Annotated in this window: 16 protein-coding genes and 1 pseudogene; 11 read left to right on the top strand and 6 right to left on the bottom strand. The window is 43.9% G+C overall.

The window, feature by feature from the left end:
- Positions 1–31: 31 nt before the first annotated feature.
- On the top strand, positions 32–1,609 hold the full coding sequence (gene gshA / locus EXT48_RS04720) for a glutamate--cysteine ligase (protein WP_130163733.1): 1,578 nt from the start codon (positions 32–34) through the stop codon (positions 1,607–1,609).
- Positions 1,610–1,739: 130 nt separating this feature from the next.
- Complete coding sequence (locus EXT48_RS04725) at positions 1,740–2,348, top strand: transglycosylase SLT domain-containing protein (protein ID WP_045989962.1); 609 nt, start codon at positions 1,740–1,742, stop codon at positions 2,346–2,348.
- Positions 2,349–2,559: 211 nt separating this feature from the next.
- Here EXT48_RS04725 and EXT48_RS04730 read toward each other — a convergent pair whose 3' ends face one another.
- Both EXT48_RS04730 and EXT48_RS04735 read right to left on the bottom strand, forming a co-directional pair.
- The gene (locus EXT48_RS04730; RefSeq protein ID WP_039496984.1) at positions 2,560–3,822 is read right to left on the bottom strand and encodes an HlyC/CorC family transporter; all 1,263 of its coding nucleotides are present in this window, start codon (positions 3,820–3,822) and stop codon (positions 2,560–2,562) included.
- Between the two features lie 68 nt (positions 3,823–3,890).
- The gene (locus tag EXT48_RS04735; protein ID WP_017216167.1) at positions 3,891–4,697 is read right to left on the bottom strand and encodes an inner membrane protein YpjD; all 807 of its coding nucleotides are present in this window, start codon (positions 4,695–4,697) and stop codon (positions 3,891–3,893) included.
- 207 nt (positions 4,698–4,904) lie between these two features.
- On the opposite strand from EXT48_RS04735, the gene ffh reads away from it, so the two are divergent.
- Positions 4,905–6,284, top strand: coding sequence for a signal recognition particle protein (ffh, locus tag EXT48_RS04740; protein ID WP_010371045.1), 1,380 nt, complete (start codon positions 4,905–4,907; stop codon positions 6,282–6,284).
- A 59-nt stretch (positions 6,285–6,343) separates the two neighbouring features.
- Here ffh and EXT48_RS04745 read toward each other — a convergent pair whose 3' ends face one another.
- Positions 6,344–8,002 carry a tannase/feruloyl esterase family alpha/beta hydrolase gene (locus EXT48_RS04745; protein WP_130163734.1) on the bottom strand — a complete coding sequence of 553 codons (1,659 nt, stop codon included), beginning with the start codon at positions 8,000–8,002 and terminating at the stop codon, positions 6,344–6,346.
- Positions 8,003–8,259: 257 nt separating this feature from the next.
- Here EXT48_RS04745 and rpsP point away from each other — a divergent pair, with 257 nt between their 5' ends.
- The 8 genes and pseudogenes from rpsP (at position 8,260) to EXT48_RS04780 (ending at position 15,153) form a co-directional block, all read left to right on the top strand.
- The gene (gene rpsP / locus EXT48_RS04750; RefSeq protein WP_010371051.1) at positions 8,260–8,508 is read left to right on the top strand and encodes a 30S ribosomal protein S16; all 249 of its coding nucleotides are present in this window, start codon (positions 8,260–8,262) and stop codon (positions 8,506–8,508) included.
- A 17-nt stretch (positions 8,509–8,525) separates the two neighbouring features.
- A complete protein-coding gene (rimM, locus tag EXT48_RS04755; protein WP_010371053.1) occupies positions 8,526–9,059 on the top strand; it encodes a ribosome maturation factor RimM in 534 nt (177 codons plus the stop codon).
- The gene (trmD, locus tag EXT48_RS04760) at positions 9,059–9,826 is read left to right on the top strand and encodes a tRNA (guanosine(37)-N1)-methyltransferase TrmD (protein ID WP_130163735.1); all 768 of its coding nucleotides are present in this window, start codon (positions 9,059–9,061) and stop codon (positions 9,824–9,826) included. The genes rimM and trmD overlap by 1 nt, the downstream gene beginning before the upstream one ends.
- A gap of 33 nt (positions 9,827–9,859) precedes the next feature.
- Positions 9,860–10,219 carry a 50S ribosomal protein L19 gene (rplS, locus tag EXT48_RS04765; protein WP_017216162.1) on the top strand — a complete coding sequence of 120 codons (360 nt, stop codon included), beginning with the start codon at positions 9,860–9,862 and terminating at the stop codon, positions 10,217–10,219.
- Between the two features lie 211 nt (positions 10,220–10,430).
- Positions 10,431–11,579: a bifunctional chorismate mutase/prephenate dehydrogenase gene (gene tyrA / locus EXT48_RS04770; protein WP_045989966.1), complete on the top strand. Its 1,149-nt coding sequence runs from the start codon at positions 10,431–10,433 to the stop codon at positions 11,577–11,579.
- Between the two features lie 490 nt (positions 11,580–12,069).
- Positions 12,070–12,549 (top strand): annotated as a pseudogene (locus EXT48_RS24025) (tetratricopeptide repeat protein); the annotation flags it as partial.
- Positions 12,541–14,076 (top strand): tetratricopeptide repeat protein, encoded by a 1,536-nt coding sequence (locus tag EXT48_RS04775; protein WP_346654655.1) that lies wholly within the window; start codon positions 12,541–12,543, stop codon positions 14,074–14,076. The pseudogene EXT48_RS24025 and the gene EXT48_RS04775, both read left to right, overlap by 9 nt.
- 213 nt (positions 14,077–14,289) lie before the next feature.
- Positions 14,290–15,153, top strand: a complete 864-nt coding sequence (locus tag EXT48_RS04780; RefSeq protein ID WP_130163737.1) for a GyrI-like domain-containing protein — start codon at positions 14,290–14,292, stop codon at positions 15,151–15,153.
- 954 nt (positions 15,154–16,107) lie between these two features.
- Here the strand turns inward: EXT48_RS04780 and EXT48_RS04785 are convergent.
- The 3 genes from EXT48_RS04785 to EXT48_RS04795 form a co-directional block, all read right to left on the bottom strand.
- Positions 16,108–16,965: a sugar phosphate isomerase/epimerase gene (locus tag EXT48_RS04785; protein ID WP_130163738.1), complete on the bottom strand. Its 858-nt coding sequence runs from the start codon at positions 16,963–16,965 to the stop codon at positions 16,108–16,110.
- A 74-nt stretch (positions 16,966–17,039) separates the two neighbouring features.
- A complete protein-coding gene (locus tag EXT48_RS04790; protein WP_130163739.1) occupies positions 17,040–17,789 on the bottom strand; it encodes a gluconate 2-dehydrogenase subunit 3 family protein in 750 nt (249 codons plus the stop codon).
- Complete coding sequence (locus EXT48_RS04795; protein ID WP_010606697.1) at positions 17,789–19,468, bottom strand: GMC family oxidoreductase; 1,680 nt, start codon at positions 19,466–19,468, stop codon at positions 17,789–17,791. The genes EXT48_RS04790 and EXT48_RS04795 overlap by 1 nt, the downstream gene beginning before the upstream one ends.
- Between the last annotated feature and the right edge of the window lies 1 nt (position 19,469).

Below are 19,469 nucleotides of genomic sequence, written 5' to 3' on the forward strand. Positions count from 1 at the left end.
GAAATTGGCCTGTAGGTTCGAGGAAGAATTTTTGAAACAATTAGACTTAAACACTAAGCTGGACTTATTGTCTGACGGCGCGCATCGCGGCGTTTTCAAAGGTATCAAAAGAGGTATCGAACGTGAGGCATTACGGATCCAAGGGTCGGGAAAAATAGCGAAAACACCGCATCCAGAAAAGACGGGCCATGCATTGACCAATGGTCATATCACCACTGATTTTTCTGAGTCACTACTCGAATTTATCACTCCAGTGAGTGAGGACCCACAAGAGACATTAGCGCAACTTTCTGATCTACAGAAGTTTACTTTGGCTAGCATGGGTGATGAGTTACTGTGGCCTTTGTCGATGCCGTGTTTTATTGAGGACGAAGAAGATATTGTCCTAGCACAGTTTGGTACTTCTAATATCGGCAAAATGAAAACGCTATATCGTGAGGGGCTAAAAAACCGTTACGGCAGCATGATGCAGGCCATTGCGGGTGTGCACTTCAATATTTCGTTTCCAGAGACTGTATGGCAAAGCCTGCAAGTGATGTCTGAAGATGATAACCCTCAACAATCGTTTATCTCCCAGCAGTATTTAGGCCTTATTCGTAATTTCAAGCGTGAAATGTGGCTGATAAGCTACCTGTTTGGTGCATCTCCTGCGCTTTGTCCGTCATTTTTGCAAGGTAAAAAGAGCGACTTGCCATTTAGTAAGCTAGAAAATGGCTCCATCTACCTTGAATATGGCACGGCGCTTAGACTGGGTGATTTAGGTTATACCAATAGCGCACAAAGCTCGCTTAAGGTGATGTACAACGATCTGGATGAGTATATTGCGGGCTTGCGACAAGCCATTCGTTGTCGCTCCGACTTATATCATGAAATTCCAGACTATCGAGCAGCAGAGCCAAAACAGCTGAATCGCAATATTTTACAAATTGAAAATGAGTTCTACTCGCCAATTAGACCAAAGCGCAATGCCAAGTCTGGTGAAACGCCGACTCAGGCACTTGAACGTGGTGGTATCGAATATATCGAAATTCGTGCGCTGGATGTTAACCCATTCGAGCATACTGGTGTCAGTCTTGAGCAAATCCACTTCCTCGATGTGTTCTTAACCTATTGTTTGTTAAAGCCAAGCCCTGAGCTTTCGTTTGAAGCGCAGAAGCTCGCTGGTAAGAATTTACATCAGGTGGTTAATCAAGGTCGCTGCACAGCACTTGAACTGAGTAAAGCGGGTGAGCCTGTGAGTGTGAAGCAGTGGGGCACAGAGATTTTTACAGACTTACTCAAAGTCGCAAAAATGTTAGATGCGAGTACCGAAAAATCAGTTTATGTGGCAACAGTGGAAAAATTAATGTTGTCAATTGAAACACCTGCACTTACTTTTTCTGGGCAGTTGCTATCTCAACTGAAGAGTCGTACCTTAGAACAAGGCTCAATGGGCATTGAACTTGCGAAAAAATATAAGCAACTTCATCAAGATATCAAATACGGCTATTACGATGAAGATACACTGAAGTCATTTGCACGTCAGTCTTTCGAAGATGAGGCTGCGGTTAGAGCTGCTGATACGGTGGACTTCACAGCTTTCCTTGACGATTATTTTTCAAGGGCATAGTGCACAAGGCATAAAAAAGCGCAGCCATAAGGCTGCGCAAATAAATTTCAGGGATGAAACAATGCTAAACTGCTGCATTCATAAGTTCAGACCAATGCAAATTGTAAAAGTTCATTAGGTTTCGAAAAAAATGCAAAAAAAATTAATTTTAATTAGCCTCATCGCTGTTTTATCCGGATGTGCTACTGCACCACCTAAACAACCTCATGATATTTGTAAGATTTTTGAGGAAAAAGAAGATTGGTATTATGACGCTCGTGATGCTCAAGAAAAGTGGGGTTCACCAAAGCATGTACTGATGAGCATGATGTATCAAGAAAGTTCTTTTCGGCATGATGCGGCTCCTCCGATGGAGTATTTCCTGTGGTTTATTCCTGTTGGCAGAGTGAGCTCTGCTTATGGCTACTCTCAAGCCAAAACTCCGACCTGGTCTGATTATATTCGTGAAACTGGAAACTCAGGTGCAGATCGCGATGACTTTGAAGATGCCATCGACTTTATGGCTTGGTTCGTATACAAGACTCACAAGGTAAACGGCGTGTCTAAATGGGACGCTTACGCACAATATCTCAATTATCATGAAGGCTGGGGCGGTTATCGTCGTGGTACTTATAAAAATAAGAAATGGTTAATGCAAGTCGCAAATAAGGTAAAGCATCGTGCTGCGCGCTATGCCGTTCAACTTAAACGCTGTGAAGATGATTTAGATAAGAATTGGTTCGAGAGAATTTTTTCTTGAGTAAATTGCAGTGTTACTTTCAACACTGCAATTGAGTTTAGTTTTACTTGCTTAAGAGTTATACCAATTAGTCATAATACTTGCTCAATTTGAAGGATAAAATCTGACGCTAACTGCGTTAAAAATTTCTCATTTAGAACAACTAAATAGTAAAATTTTTGCCTTGTTATCGACAAGATTTTCTTGCCTCAAAATAGACCACTTAATTAAGCTAATTGGTATTATAAGAAATTTTCACCATCTTGATCATGTTTTCTTTGATCTCAATGACTTCCATCTTATAACCAGAAATCGTTAAACCAAGAGGCGCATCTGGAATATCTTCAAGGTGTTCAACAATCAGGCCGCTGAGTGTTTTAGGACCTTCGGTAGGTAAGTCCCAACTCATTTCTTTATTTAAGTCACGCACGTTTACACTGCCGTCAACCATAACTGAGCCATCACGCTGCATGTTTACGTCTTCGCTCGGCGCACGCGTCTGCGTGGTCGTAAAGTCACCTACGACTTCTTCAAGAATATCTTCAAGCGTAACCAGACCTTGAATGTCACCATACTCATCAACAACAAGACCAATACGCTCTTTGGCTTCTTGGAATTTGATCAGCTGTGTATTGAGCGAGGTATTCTCTGGTACATAGTAAATCTCTCTTACCGCACGCAGTAGTGACGGCTTATCAAACTGCTCTTTTGTCAGTAGGCGTAGCGCATCACGAGCGTGAATAAAACCAACCGCATCATCAATTTGGTCACGGTAAAGTAGCACTCGGGTGTGCTGTGCATTCGTGAGCTGGCGAGCAATATCTTTCCATTCGTCATTGATATCTATCGCATTGATTTCACTGCGTGGGATCATAATGTCTTCTACGGTCACGTGATCCAGGTCTAAGATAGAAGTGAGCATGTTTTGGTGGTTTGAGGGCAACATAGCGCTTGACTCATTTACCACGGTTTTTAATTCTTCTTTACTTAGGCTGTGCTCCTCAATCTCTTGTGGTGTGATCCCGACCAAACGTAACATACCATTGGTGATCCAGTTGGTCGCAACTACCAAAGGAAACAAGACCTTCAACAACACTTTTAGGATAACTGAGCTTGGAAACGCGACTTTCTCAGGGTACAAAGCTGCGAGAGTCTTAGGTGTAACTTCAGCGAAGATAAGGACCACGAGAGTGAGGCCAAAAGTAGCTACTGCGATACCCATATCGCCATACAGGCGTAATCCAATGATGGTAGCAACTTGTGCAGCGGCAATATTGACGAGGTTATTTCCGATCAGGATCAGACCAATCAGTCTGTCAGGACGGTTAAGGAGGTTACTTACACGCTTCGCACCACGGTGATTCTCTTTTTCAAGATGGCGTAGACGAATACGGTTGATTGACATGATACCGGTTTCTGAACTAGAAAAATAAGCCGACATCAAAATGAGCACGCCGAGTATGATAAACAAGGCGCTGGTCGATATGTCTTCCAACAGTGGATCCCTTTTTTACTTACGAAAGAGTATTAAGCGTTAGTGAGTTACGATAGTCAAGTTAAAGTTTAAAACCTGCCTAAAATCACTTCTTGTATAAAGCGACTACCAAAGTAACCTAAAGTTACGATGCCAGAAGCCGCTATGATTGAAATCACCACAGACTTACCGCGCCAGCCGAACTGCTTATGCCCAAAGGCGACGACGACATAAATAAGCCATGCAACGATAGATAAAATGGTTTTGTGAATAGTCTCTTTGGCGAACATACCGTCTAAAAAGTAAAAACCGGATGCCAATGCCAGCGTTAATAAACCTGTGCCTACAAATAACAGTTGATAAAGCTGCCTTTCCACTTGCATAAGTGGCGGTAGATGGCTGGTCATAATCGCCAAATCCCGCTGTTTTAGACGTTTATCAATAAACATAAATTGAATGGCGTAGAGCGTGGCGATGATAAGTACGCAGTAAGCCAACAAAGAAAGTGAAATATGCAAAACGAGGCCAACATCTATGTTTATCGTATGCATAATAATATGGTGTGGAATAAATAGGCTTGCTAATAACAAAATAGCCGCGAAGCCATACACCACGGGCAGCAATAATGTTGCAGGGAAGCGTAAAGATACGGTCGTTACAGAAACAACGATAACCCAACAGGTTAACAAGGCAACGTTGACGGTACTGAGATCTTGTCCTTGGTGCGTAAACACTGAATTCACCAACACTAGCATATGAGTTAAAATGGCGACTGTGCTTAATATTAAGGTTTTCTTTTGATCTGGACCTTGTTTGTCAAATAAGCGCGATAAAACATGGCTGGTGGCCATGATGTAAAAGAGACAGGCGATTAATGACAAGCTAATAATCAACATAAAAATAAGTGCCTAATTTTTGCTTTCCTTTTTTAGCTATTGTATTTAAAGCCTCTGCGCTTGCATAGGGTTTTATTTCAATCCGTTAACTTATTCTTATTTTCGTTCAACGAAAGCGTAAAAAGCAGAACAATCGGCTTGAATACTGTATTAGTGGCTCGCATATCAGTATAATGCCCGACAATCTCGAGATTTTGGAACCGATACATGTTTGAAAACCTCCAAGAGCGTTTAGGAAAAACGCTTAAAAACATCAGTGGCCGTGGCCGACTAACTGAAGACAATATTAAAGAAACACTCCGTGAAGTACGCATGGCATTGCTTGAGGCTGACGTTGCCTTGCCAGTTGTGCGCGACTTTGTAAAACAAGTAAAAGAACGCGCGGTTGGTGTAGAAGTCACAAAGAGTCTGAGCCCAGGCCAGGTTTTCATCAAGATTGTTCGTGAAGAACTTGAAAAGTCGATGGGTGAGGCCAACGAAGAGCTTAACCTAAACGCGCAGCCGCCAGCTGTCGTGATGATGGCAGGTCTTCAAGGTGCGGGTAAAACCACCAGTGTTGGTAAGCTGGCTAAATTCCTTAAAGAGCGCAAAAAGAAATCTGTGTTGGTGGTGAGTGCTGACGTTTATCGTCCAGCGGCTATCAAACAGCTTGAAACGTTAGCAGCAGAAGTTGACGTCGAGTTCTTCCCCAGTGATATTTCACAAAAGCCGGTAGATATCGCAACGGGTGCTATTTCTCACGCGAAGAAAAAGTTCATTGATGTGGTACTTGTGGATACCGCAGGTCGTTTGCACGTAGATGCAGACATGATGGACGAAATCAAAGATTTACACGCGGCGATTAATCCGATTGAAACCTTATTTGTTGTTGACTCAATGACAGGTCAGGATGCTGCAAATACAGCAAAAGCGTTTGATGAAGCGCTGCCACTCAGCGGTGTTATCTTAACCAAGACGGATGGTGATGCGCGTGGCGGTGCGGCGTTGTCTATTCGTCATATTACCGGTAAACCCATTAAATTTATCGGTGTGGGTGAAAGAACGGATGCCTTAGAGCCATTCCACCCTGACCGTGTTGCATCTCGAATTCTAGGTATGGGCGACGTACTGTCGCTTATTGAAGAAGTCGAAATGAAAGTCGATAAAGACAAAGCCCAAAAAGTGGCTGAGAAAGTCTTTAAAGGCGATGGTTTTACACTGGAAGATTTTGCTGAGCAGCTTCGCCAGATGAAAAACATGGGCGGTATGATGTCAATGATGGAAAAGCTGCCTGGTATGTCAAACTTGCCGGATGCAGTAAAAGGTCAAGTAAATGATAAGACCTTTAACCAAATGGAAGCCATCATAAGCTCAATGACGCCAAAAGAGCGTGCACGTCCTGAAATCATCAAAGGCTCGCGTAAAAAGCGTATCGCTGCGGGTTCTGGTACGCAAGTACAAGACATTAATAAGTTGCTGAAGCAATTTACCCAAATGCAGAAGATGATGAAGAAGATGAAAGGCAAAGGCGGCATGATGAAAATGATGAAGAACATGAAAGGCATGATGCCGCCGGGCATGTTCGGTGGCGGTGGGCCTAAGTTCTAACACCGTTTTATAGTTTTTATAACGTGAAGGCAAGCCATGGGGCTTGCCTTTTTGTTTACTTAGTTATTCTTAAAATTGGGCACTATTGGCCTAAAGTTTTCTGCTTTTTTAGGGTCGCCTGTACCAATGTACTGGGCTTCTTGTGGATAGGGGTAAACAGGGCGAGTGAAAAGAATATTACCCTGCGGATCTTCTTTTTGCGTCATAAGCGCATCCGGTGCTATGCCTGTATCAAGCCAATGCGCTAGCGCTGCGATAGCATCAAAGGTTTCAGCGCCAGGTCCCTCGATACCACAATGCACCAATCCTGGTGGCAAGAATAGCCGAGCAAAGTCGTAGGTGTTGTCTTTACCCATATAGTTGATAACTGACTCATACCAATCAATAGTTGCATATGCGGGTATTGCAGCGTCTGACCATCCATGTAATACAATCATTTTGCCACCGCTATTTTTAAATCCAGTGAGATCAGGGTGATCGGCGTCCATAAAGCTTGAGATAGGTGAAAGCTCTCCAGCCTCATTGTTATAAGAAAAGTCTCTCCAGTTGCCTTGATTGTATCTTTCTCGAGGAAAAGCCAAGTACTTTAAATACTCGGTTGCAGCATAATAGTGATAAGGCTTGATAAACGGTGCTTCAGGGAACAACCAACCTGTCCATTCAGGTTCAGAGCCATAGGGTAGGCCGCCATAAATAACGTTACCTTGTTGGTCGTAGGATGGTGCATATATGTCCTTAATTGCGTTAACTTGGCGAGGTGTCAGGCATTTACCTGTGGTGTTGTCGCTGCACAGGAGCGTTTGCGGGTCAAAATCACAGCGTCTTGGGTCGCTTATTAATCCATCAACTAAGCCATCTTTATGGTCGCAAGCTTGCATGACGGCCTGTGAAATGAAGTCAGTGTAGCTTGCATCGAGCAGTGCGTTATCGTTTTCATCCAAAATAGCTTTTGCGTTATCCATGCAGTTAATTAGGTTGACTTTGGTGTAATTAATCGTCGGTCCTCTGGCAATCACGCCATCAAAATCATTTGGGTAACGCTTTGCGGCCATTATCCCTGCATGACCTCCCTTCGAACAACCCGATATAAATGAGTACTTAAGTTGTTTACTATAAAAACGCTCAATAACCGCTTTTGCTGCAACAGCAACCACATGGTTCGCTCTATAGGCGAAGTCTTCTCTTAACGGCACATTGTTTTTAGCCCACAAACCATCGAATCCAGCAGCGGTATGGCCGCCATCATGAGACATGGTCGCGTAATTGCGCATAACGCCAGCCATCGTTGGGTAGTTGGATACTTCGCCACAAAAGCCCATACAGGCATTGAGTAAGAAACGTTGGTTCCAAACTTGATTCAATGGCAACCTAAGCTGAAAACGTATCGTCGGTGCGGCATAGCCTTCAACCAAACAGTGCTCAGGTAAAGAGTTTGTTCCTTTTGGTATAGGTGCACCTAATAGGCGACTATACTTATATGTCCAGAGTTCTGTGTCGTCATCTAGGGTTTGGCTTGGTACATATTCTGCGTTGGTGATACTCATTGCTGCATTACCTTGCTCTAGCTGCGAGAAGTCACCAAAACGTAACAGTTTACAAGCCGTTATTTCTTCATTGTTTGCTGCAAGTGTTGAAGTAGCAACGAGCGCAAAAGAAAAGAGTGGTATACCTAGAAGTAGATGTTTAATTGAACGTTTTGCTTTGCGCATTTGGTTCATATGTGTGCTTTCCTTATAAATGAAACAACAGGGATTTTCGACTTTTCAGCAGTGTTGAAAAAGTCAATTTTTTGTACCACTATTGGGACGAATGTGCCGTGCGAAACTTCAGCGGTAATTTTTGTAGCAGGGCTTAATAAAGCATCAACTTTGGAATTAACTTGCATTGCGCGTGAAAATGCGTAAAATGCCCGAGCTTCCCGTAATGGGAAGTACAAACTTATTAATGAAAACAGTCAATCTATGTAGAGGACGGTATGGTAACTATTCGTTTGCAACGTGGCGGCGCTAAAAAGCGTCCATTCTATCAAATCGTGGTTGCGGATAGCCGTTTCTCGCGTGACGGTCGTTTCATCGAGAAGGTAGGTTTCTTTAACCCTATCGCTGCAGGTCAGGAAGAAAAAGTACGTTTAGATTTATCTCGTGTTGATCACTGGGTAGGTCAAGGTGCAGCTCTTTCAGATCGTGTTGCGAAACTGGTTAAAGACGCTCGTAAAGCGGCTTAATAGGCGTAAGTGTAACCATGAGTCAAAGTAAAACCTCGACAATCGTTGTTGGTAAGCTTGGTGCTCCTTATGGCATCAAGGGTTGGCTTAAGGTGCATTCATTTACTGACGATCCCCAAGGGATCTTCGATTTCAGCCCATGGTTGATAGGGCAACAAGGTAAATGGCAAAACCTTGAAGTGAGCGACTGGCGTCGTCACAACAAGGGATATATCGCTAAATTTGCACAGGTAAATGACAGAGATGAAGCAGTGGCTTATACCAATGCTGAAATCGCTGTTTATGCTGAGCAGCTTCCTGAATTACCTGAAGGGGAGTTTTATTGGCGAGATCTCATCGGCATGTCAGTAGTAACCGATAAAGGCTACGACTTAGGCATAGTTGATGACTTGATGGAGACTGGTTCAAATGACGTTTTGGTTGTGAAAGCAAACAAAAAAGATGCATTTGGCCAATCGGAAAGATTAATTCCATTCTTAACAGACTCTGTTATTTCGGATATTAATCATGACGAGAGAAAGATTACGGTAGATTGGGATCCAGCGTTTTAATGAGCGATCAGCAAAAGCTATGGGTTGGAGTGGTTTCACTTTTTCCTGACATGTTTGATGCGATAACTCAGCAAGGCGTAACGGGTCGAGCTGTGAAAAACGGCTTGATTGAGTTTAATTGTTGGAACCCGAGAGACTACGCCACTGATAAACATAGAACCGTGGATGACCGCCCTTATGGTGGTGGCCCGGGAATGTTGATGATGGTTGAGCCTCTTAAAAAAGCTATTCTTGATGCCAAAGCGGCAGCAGGAGCAGGCGCTAAAGTAATTTATATGTCCCCTCAAGGGCGAAAGCTAGATCAACAAGGTGCGACCGAATTGGCGCAATCCGAAAAGTTGATTTTAGTAGCGGGTCGTTATGAAGGTATTGATGAGCGGATCATCGAGTCTTATATAGACGAAGAGTGGTCCATCGGCGATTTTATACTGAGTGGTGGTGAGTTACCGGCCATGACATTAATCGATGCAGTTGCACGATTAGTGCCTGGCGTACTAGGTCACAACCAATCAGCTGAACAAGATTCATTTTCGGATGGCTTGTTAGATTGTCCTCATTATACCCGGCCGGAAACATTGGATGATAAACAGGTGCCTGCTGTATTACTCAGCGGAAACCACCAAGAAATAGCCAAATGGCGCTTAAAGCAGTCTTTGGGTAGAACTTGGCAACGTCGTCCTGACTTGTTGCGTAACCTAGCTCTGACTGAGGAGCAGGCGGCATTACTTGCTGAATTTCAGCAAGAGAATGGCCAAGCTTGTGGCTAGAAGACAGTTACACCTAGGAATGTGAGAAATAAAATGGCAAAAGTAAACCAAAATATTATTAAAGAGCTTGAAGCTGAACAGCTTAAGCAAGACGTACCTGCGTTCGGCGCTGGTGATACAGTAGTTGTACAGGTACGCGTAAAAGAAGGTAACAAAGAGCGTCTACAGGCCTTTGAAGGTGTTGTAATCGCTAAGCGTAACCGTGGTCTACACTCATCTTTCACTGTTCGTAAGATTTCAAGCGGTGAAGGTGTTGAGCGTGTATTCCAAACGCACAGCCCTCTTATCAGCAGCGTAGCAGTTAAGCGTCGTGGTGCGGTTCGTCGCGCTAAGCTTTACTACCTACGTGAGCGTTCTGGTAAATCTGCACGTATTAAAGAGAAACTTAACTAATACGTCGCATTTATCAAATGCAGATAAAACAGGCCGCTTTATGCGGCCTGTTTTGGTTTTATCCCTCTCATTATTTCCATTCTGTGAATACTCACTGACATATCAGGCGTCTTGTCACGATATTTTCATGGTTGCTTACTTTTAAAGCGGCGCACTTCTTGTTAGACTCGGTGTATTATTTAATTTACTACTGTATATATAAGTTTACATCATGAATGGGGCTAACGATTTAGAAGCAATACGCGTTGCAATAGATGATTGCGATAGCGAGCTTGTCGCGCTACTTGCAAAGCGCAAAGCATTGACCGAACAAGTTGGAAAAATAAAACAGCAAAAGGGCGCACCGCTACACGTGCCGAAGCGCGAAGCTGAGTTGATCAAAGCCCGGCGTGCAGAAGCTGATGCCAAAGGGGTAAACCCTGATTTAGTCGAAGATATTCTGCGTCGTATGATGCGAGAAGCCTACGAAAACCAGCAAAGTGAACTCGCCTGTGCCGCACCAAAAATGTCTCCGGTTGTTATTGTCGGTGGTCAAGGCGCCATGGGTAAACTGTTTGCGAAACAGTTTAGGCGCTCAGGCTACGAGGTACGCATTTTAGACAAAGACAATCAATCACAGGCTACTGAGCTACTGAGTGATGCTAAGTTAGTATTGGTGAGCGTTCCTATCAATGCCTTTGAGCAGGTTGTTAATGCGCTACCAACGCTGCCTGATGACTGTATTCTTGCTGATATTACCTCTGTGAAGCAAGCCCCGCTCAAAGTACTAATGAACAAGCACAACGGCCCTGTGGTCGGTCTACACCCTATGTTTGGTCCAGATATATCTCATTGGGTTAAGCAAACTGTCGTGGTGTGCGAAGGACGTATGCCAAAGCAATGTGAAGGATTAATCAAGCAACTAAAGATCTGGGGCAGCCAGTTGGTACCCATGGACGCTAAAAAACACGACCAGTCCATGCAGATCATCCAGGTAATGCGCCACTTAACCACGTTTGTGTATGGGCAGTTTTTATCTAAGCAGTGCCATTCATTAAAAGAGCTAAGAAGCTGCTCATCGCCTATCTACCAATTAGAGCTGATGATGGTTGGGCGACTATTTGCGCAATCCCCTGAACTTTATTCAGATATTATGCTCGCGCAATTTAATGATGTAGAAGGGTTATTGGCAAGCTATCAAGATACCTTTGAGCAGACATTGACCAAGCTACAACAAGGCGATAAAGAAGGCCTAATGCAATCTTTCTCACAAGCCAAACATTATTTCTCAGAAAGCGCGAAACACTTCCTATCACAAAGCCGAGGCCTGCTTAACAAAGCCAATGACGCTAAAGTGTTGGATTATGAGGAAAGTATTTAGCGTCTAGATATACCTCCTACATCACAGCGTAAATAGTGTTGTGGGAGTGGCTTTACGCCACGATTTTATGTAGGTCGCCATTTATGGCGACAAATAACTTCGATGCTGATACAAAAGAAATTTGTTCTTAGCCCTAGCCTAACGAAGCGAAGTATCAGTAACAAGATTTCCAAATTTGAGGTGGGGGTCAGAGACTTCTTCGATTTTCAAGCTTGTGCCCAAACTACGTGAAAGCATTCCCTCTTAGTACAGACAACCTACACTTACTGATTAAAATCTATCCCATTGTCAGTCATCACAAAATATCGTTTAATAAGGGCATTCAGCCCCAATCATGATGTTTACGGGGTTAAGCAGTTTAAAAGGAATATTGATGTTAGAACAGAACCCCGAATTAACCCCAGAGACTCAAGCACTGATTGAAAAAGCTCAGAGAGGAGATGCAGATGCTCAGTGCAACCTGGGTCTTATGTATATAAATGGTTAAGGCGTAGCGCAAAGTGATGAGAAAGCGGTTGAGTATTACCAGTTGGCCGCAAAGCAGGGTAATGCGCGCGCTCAGTGCAACCTAGGTGTTATGTATGAGCAAGGAAAAGGCGTAGCGCAAAGTGATGAGAAAGCGGTTGAGTATTACCAGTTGGCTGCAGAGCAGGGAGATTCGCGCGGTCAGTGCTACTTGGGTCTCATGTATGAATATGGTCAAGGCGTAGCGCTAAGTGATGAGAAAGCGGTTAAGTATTACCAGTTGGCGACGGAGCAGGGAGATGCGCGCGGTCAGTGCAACTTGGGTGTTATGTATGATCAAGGAAAAGGCGTAGCGCAAAGTGATGAGAAAGCGATTAAGTATTACCAGTTGGCATCGGAGCAGGGTAATGCGCACGCTCAGTGCAACCTAGGTGTTATGTATGAGCAAGGAATAGGCGTAGCGCAAAGTGATGAGAAAGCGGTTGAGTATTACCAGTTGGCTGCAGAGCAGGGATATGTAGATGCTCAGTTCAACTTGGGTGTTATGTATGATCAAGGAAAAGGCGTAGCGCAAAGTGATAAGAAAGCGGTTGAGTATTACCAGTTGGCCGCAGAGCAGGGAGATGCAGATGCTCAGTTCAACTTGGGTCTTATGTATAGTCAAGGAAAAGGCGTCGCGCAAAGTGATGAGAAAGCGGTTAAGTATTACCAGTTGGCCGCAGAGCAGGGAGATGCAAATGCTCAGTGCAACTTGGGTGTTATGTATGATCAAGGAAAAGGCGTAGCGCAAAGTGATAAGAAAGCGGTTAAGTATTACCAGTTGGCCGCAGAGCAGGGAGATGCAAATGCTCAGTGCAACCTAGGCTATATGTACGATTTTGGCAGAGGCGTGAAAAAAAACCACACAGAAGCCAATAAATATTATCTCCTCGCCGTAAAGAAAGGAAATAACCGCGCCCAGCTCAATCTGGCCTACATCTATTTTTCCGGTGAAGGTGTAAAGAAAAGCTACATTCGAACCAAAAAACTGTGTGAGCGGGTTCTCAAAGACCCAGAACTAAGCTTTGAAGCTTATGAGTTGGTGGATAGAGCGGAGCGTTTTGCGCTTTCAGAGCTTATAAGCAAATTAAGAGAACAGATCTTAGATATACTTAAGGTCGATCATAAAACCTCAATGACCCACTACACCTCCTTTGATGTCGGACAAGCAATTTTATTGGAAAAAAGCCCTTTTAGGCTGGGTCACATTAATGCAGTAAATGATCCTAATGAGGGAAAATTACTCTGGCAGGAATTAGGTTACGAGCCGGAAGAGGGTAACCCTGTGTTTATTGGTTGTTTTTTGCCCGACAGCGACAGCCTGAACATGTGGCGCTTTTACAGTAAAAACCACTTAAATGACGATGCCTGCGGCTGCGCCATTACCTATAATACAGAGCGCTTTTTTGATTATCGTTTAATGAAAGATCAGAGCAACCACACTGAGCAAGAGCCACGAGTGCCCTCATTTGCCAATACCGGGCAGTCTCCTCAGGAAAGTGCAGCTTTTTACCGGGTTGTTTATCTAAAGGATAATTTTAAGATACTGGGTCAGGGTGCCAAAAAGCTGCAAGCTGACTTTAAAAAGCTTAAAAAAGAAGCTGATAAATTTGTTGGTAATAAACCCACATCTGAAAAGTTACAAACACTTGCCTGGCTACTCGGCCCGCTGCCTTATCTCCTAAAAGATGCCAACTACAAGGATGAGCAGGAACACAGGGTGATAGTCACGCATCTGGACTATGGCGCAAAAGAAATAAAGAGTGAAGATCCCGACTTTGCAAATGGCAAAGCACCGCGCTTATATCTGGAGCTGCACAGAGACGATCATCTGACTCCGATTGAGTACGTTACGCTTGGCCCCAAAGCGCCGAACAAAGAGATGATGGCACCGTACTGGAGACACCAGTTGGCCAGCAAGTTTGAATCGCAGCTGAAAAGACGCAAGGATAAACCTCTGAATATTAACCCCTCGCGCTGCGCTTATAAGTAGTGCGAGGCATCCTCTAGGCTTATAGTCGGGCGTTTAGCGCGCTCGACCACCAGCTGGCGCGATTAAATAGTAAAATAAGTGACACCCCTCGCTATTTCCATCTTTGTGGATGGATATTTCCTCATTCTCTCTTACATCGAGCAATTTCAATCAAGTATCTTGCTTTTGATATGATTAAGCTTGTCTGCAGTTCTACTAACACATAGGCGCTTTATGCAAAGCAATCTTTTACAGCAGCGTATTTCGCTCGTTTGCGATTATATCAATCAACATTTAGATGATGAATTAACGGTGAGTTTGCTTAGTGATGTTGCTGCTTTATCTAAATTTCATTTTCATCGTGTATTTGTGGCTTTTTTGGGCGTGAATGTGGGTAAGTATATTTTGCTGGCGCGATTAAAGCGGGCGTCTTTTCGCCTAGCATTTGAGCGCGATATTAAAATTATTGATATTGCACTCGAAGCAAAGTTTGATAGTGCTGAGGCCTTCTCTCGAGCTTTTAAACGTACTTTTGAACAAAGCCCTTCACAGTTTAGACAAGCTGCAAATTGGCCTAGTTGGTATGACGTTTTTAATTTTTCACCACAAAATTTAGGAGTGCAGACAATGCAGGTCGATATTATTAACTTTGAACAGACTCAAATTGCTTTTTTAGAGCACAAAGGGTCAGCAAAACAGATATTTGAAAGTGCAGGCAAGTTTATCGCTTGGCGACAAAATAGCGGACTTTCACCAATTAATACGAGTCGAACATTTGGCATGCCAAATGGCGACCCAGAAACTATGGCTGAAGACGCATTTCGTTTTAAATTGTGTGGCTCAGTAAACACTGAAGTACCAGATAACGCGTTTGGCGTCGAAAATGGTGTTATTCCACAAATGCGTTGCGCCAAGGTAAGGCATTTAGGGAGTCACGACAATATGGAGCAAACTATACGCTGGTTGTATCAAAACTGGCTAGCAGACAGTGGCGAATTGCCAAATGCGCATTGCTGCTTTTTTGAATATCATAATTTTGTGCATCAAGTGGATGAGTGCGACTTGATCACCGATATTTACCTGCCATTGCAAAATTGATGATAACGTTACTTGGTTTGCATTTATGGCTAATGTATCTGCCTATACGCAAGTTACTAATATTTGTTTGCTTTGCTATAGCAATCATTGTTGCTCTAGCGAAGCAAGTTCTCAGCGCTGCAAGCCGAGTCTGAGCATTTATTATCAAGACTAACCAACCTTCCGTTTAGCTTTGACACTTTACGCAGTAATCTTACGTAGGTCGCCATTTATGGCGACAAATAACCTTGCGACATATGAAGTTGAGCATGTTTTAATGCGATAACTAAACACTATGTGTACTTAACGAGCCAACAGAAGACCCGGATAGATCACCCTTCGCATATAGCAAGTGATTTGTGTGTTGAAATTGTAACCTTTGACTGATAAGTTACTAAAATTATTAAATAAAGCTAGTTTGATAATTGTCGTTTTTTACTTAAAAATAAGTGAGATACTCGAGCGTTCAAGCTAATGGGCTGTTATTTTCCTAAGGAAGTTCATTATCAGCAAACTACTAGAGAGAGTATTAATTCCGTTTGTTGGGGTTCTACTTTTGTTTTGCTTTAGTTGGTTTTTATTATATGAAAAGCCACTTTATGCATTAGGTTTTGGTGGCGTATTTGTATTGTTTTGTGCCGAACATGTTTTCAATTTTTTTAGTCGAATAAAGGTACATGGTATTCAAAAACTATCAGGTACAGTATTTCAAAGGCCTATATCGCTATTGCTGTCAGTTTCTATTTTGCTTTGCTTATATTTTGTATTCGGTAAATAACAAGCTGTTTATGAAGTGGACGTCTAAAGCTTGGCTAGCGCTCATTCTTCGCTAGTGTAGTCAAGCTTAACCCGTCACATAATAGGGCGTTTACCATTTCCCACTCTCGCATCATTCAACAGTCAAGTTCGATCGAGCCCCCGCGATCAAACCTGACAGCGATAATTAACTATTTCGGATAAACATATTCCCGCTTGTTATTCACTCAGTATCTTATCTAAATTCGCTTTTGAGCGGGCGACGCTTTCTAGTGGTGTTAGGCCACTTGGGTATTCTTCTTGTTCGATTACCAGCCACTGTGTGCCGCCGTGTTGCTGCATGGTTTGGATGAGTGCTTTCCAAGGGTAGTGGTTTTCGCCAATGATTGGGCTTTTGTCATCTCCTTGGTGAGTACGTATTTTGATATGTGTCGATACGGTTCTTCCTGCATATCGCTTAACATAATCGCTGGGTGATTTACCTGCGTAAATCACCCAGCCGACATCGAGCTGCAGTGGGAAGTCGCTAGGGGTGTTGGAGGCGATATAATCCCAAAACGTGCTATTAGCGTATGGGTTAAATTCCTTTTCATGATTATGAAATCCGATCTTCATATCATAACGTTTGGCAATTTGGTGCACTTGGTTAAGCTGTTTTACAAATGCTTTCACTTGGCTTTTATCCCATGCTCTTTCATCCCAAGGAATAAAGAGCGTGGATACGCCTAAGGTTTTGTAAAAGAGTAGGGTGCTTGCTAGTTTTTCTTCGGCCAATGCGTCAAAGCCGATGTGGGCGCTGCTCGCAACTAAGCCGAGCTCTGCTAGTCTTTGTTTTAATTTGCTTGGGTTTTTGGCATAGTTGCCAAAGTTTCCCGCAAATTCAACGCCATCAAATCCCATGTTGGCGAGCGCTTGCAAGGTGCCATCAAAGTCTCTTGCTAATTCATCTTTTACCGACCACAGTTGAACGCTAATTGGTAACGACTGATAAGATGCCTGCGCGTATAGCGGCAGCGCGATAATAAAAGCAATGAACAGCATTACTTGTTTAAACAATACGATTTTTTTAAACATCATTTCTTCCTAAAACTAAAAAAGCAGAGTCTAACTCTGCTTCGCTTGGGATTAGTCATAACAAAATGACTCAAGGGTTAGTCGCGGTACGCATACTGGCTTAGCCCAAGCTCTTCGAGTACGCCATCTAGATGCGCCTTGGCTTCGGCAGTAGGCCCTGGATAATCACCTGCAATTGGCACATTGCCCAGATAACCTATGTCTTGACAGCCCTCAGGTGTGCAGAAGTAAGCGCCGAGAACGAGATCTTTAAAGCGCAAGAATGCTTTACCTATACGCTGAAATTGCTCTGGTGTTTGTGCATTAAAATAAGCAATATCATCCATAATCTTACTTTGCTGCGTTGCGCTAAGTTGTATAAATGGCTTTTTAAAGCGCAAAGTCGACTCATCGTCAATCCAAGCAAGCGCATGGAGTATTGTCACTCTGTCTTTTTGTTGTCCGTGATACGGTGCGCTTACCCATTCATCGATCACACTCGGTACTTGTACTTCAGAAGCCGATGGATGATTTCCTTCCTTTGGCACAATAAAATCAGCTAGTACTGCAACTAACGTGAGCTGCGCTTCGGTGAGGGTGAGCGGCCAAGGTGATTCTGGCGGCATGATCATGTTTGGATCGGTGCCATACCCTTGAGCGCTTACTGGCTTTATTTCAATATCTGGCCAGTGCCCAGCTGCAGCCGTTTCACCTTCAATGGCCTTACTGCAACCAGCGGTGAGTGTCACCGCAGATCCCGCAGCAAGCAAGCCTAACCACTTTAATGACTCGCGACGTGTCATGCCTGAAATATATTTATAAGAATCAACGCGATCAGGTGTATTCATCACAGCGCTCCTTTATCAATTTGTGCTGCCAACCAGGTGGAGTTTCGCATCGCTAAGGTCATAATGGTTAAGGTGCAATTTTTATGGGGGTTAGACGCAAAGACGCCGGCATCCATCACAAATAGATTGTCACAGTCCCATGTTTGGCCCCACTGATTCGTTACCGATTCTTTTGCTGAGCTGCCCATTCTCGTCGTGCCGACCTCATGAATGATCTCACCGCCTTTTGAAATGGCTTTTTCCGCAGGCGGTAGCTCGCCGACTTTGGCACCCATGTTCTCAAGGATCTGCTTAGCGGTTTTGAGACCATGCTCGATTTGCTTGAGCTCTCTGTCAGACCATTTGAAATGGAACTTAGCAACTGGGATCCCCCATTTATCTTTGACGTTTTCGTCAATTTCCATGTAAGAATTTTTGTTCGGTAGCATTTCTCCACGCAGTGCAAATCCAACATAGGAGCCATAAGCGTCACGCACTTGTTGTTTTAACTTAGGACCATAACCTTGTTTATTGCCAGACACGCCAGAGCCCGGTTGATTAAAGCCGCTGCTAATTTCAAAGTGATAGCCGCGTGGGAAATTAAGCTCACCTTTCTCATGGGCTTTGTGTCCCCACCAAGGGATAAAAAGGTGGTTTCCGGTATGGCCGTCCTCGTTATAACGTGGGCGACCTTTTAACGCAGGGATTTGTGCACCAAGCCAAGCACCGGTAGAGTCCATTAGATTACGACCTACCTGACCACTTGAGTTTGCAAGTCCCTTGGGATGCTTTGCATGTTTAGAATTAAGCAAAATACGGGCAGATTCACAGGCGCTGGCCGCCAAAATCACCACATCAGCATTGACTGCATGTTCTTGTGCAGACTTTTTATCGACGTAAGTCACACCAGTTACTTTGCCATCTTCATTCACCGCGACCGACTTCACCATGGCATCGGTGATCACTTCAAGGTTTCCTGTCGCTTTGGCCATCGGAATAAGCGAAGTTGTGGTTTGGAATGCCGCACCAATTGAGCAACCATGACCACAAGGTGTGGCGTAAAAACAGGCTAAGCGGTCGTCTTTATTACGAGTCAACACCGCTCTGTGCATAGGAACCGCTGGGATCCCCATTTTCTTTGCGGCAGCAGCAACCAATAACTCGGGTACTCTTGGTGTTGGTGGTGGCTGTAACACGCCAGGTGCAGAAGGGGGCATGTCATCCAAGCCGGTATTGGTACCACAGATCCCGACTATTTCTTCTGTTTTGTCATACCAAGGCGCAATGTCTTGATATTCAAACGGCCAATCAGCGCCATGTCCATCGCGGCTTTTGCCCTTAAAGTCGTGCTCACTAAAACGCAGCGAGTAGCGACCCCAGTGATTGGTTCGGCCACCGAGCATACGTGCACGCCACCAATAAAAATCGGTGTTTTCAGCGCGCGTGTATGGTTCATCTGGTACTTGCCAACCGCCATCAATTGTCGCGTCGTAAAAACCAAAGTTCTTATCCTTATTGCCAGCGCCCATGAGTGGGGCTTCGCTATTACGGCGGAACATTGGGCTTTCTGTTTTTGGGTCGTAATTTCTGCCAGCTTCTAACAATAAAACTTTATGACCTAGCTTAGTGAGTGTATAAGCGGCCATTGCGCCACCGGCACCTGAGCCAACGACCAATACTTTATGATCAAATGTTGCCATA

This window comes from Pseudoalteromonas sp. CO348 (genome assembly GCF_004208845.1).
GTDB classification, from domain to species: domain Bacteria; phylum Pseudomonadota; class Gammaproteobacteria; order Enterobacterales; family Alteromonadaceae; genus Pseudoalteromonas; species Pseudoalteromonas maricaloris.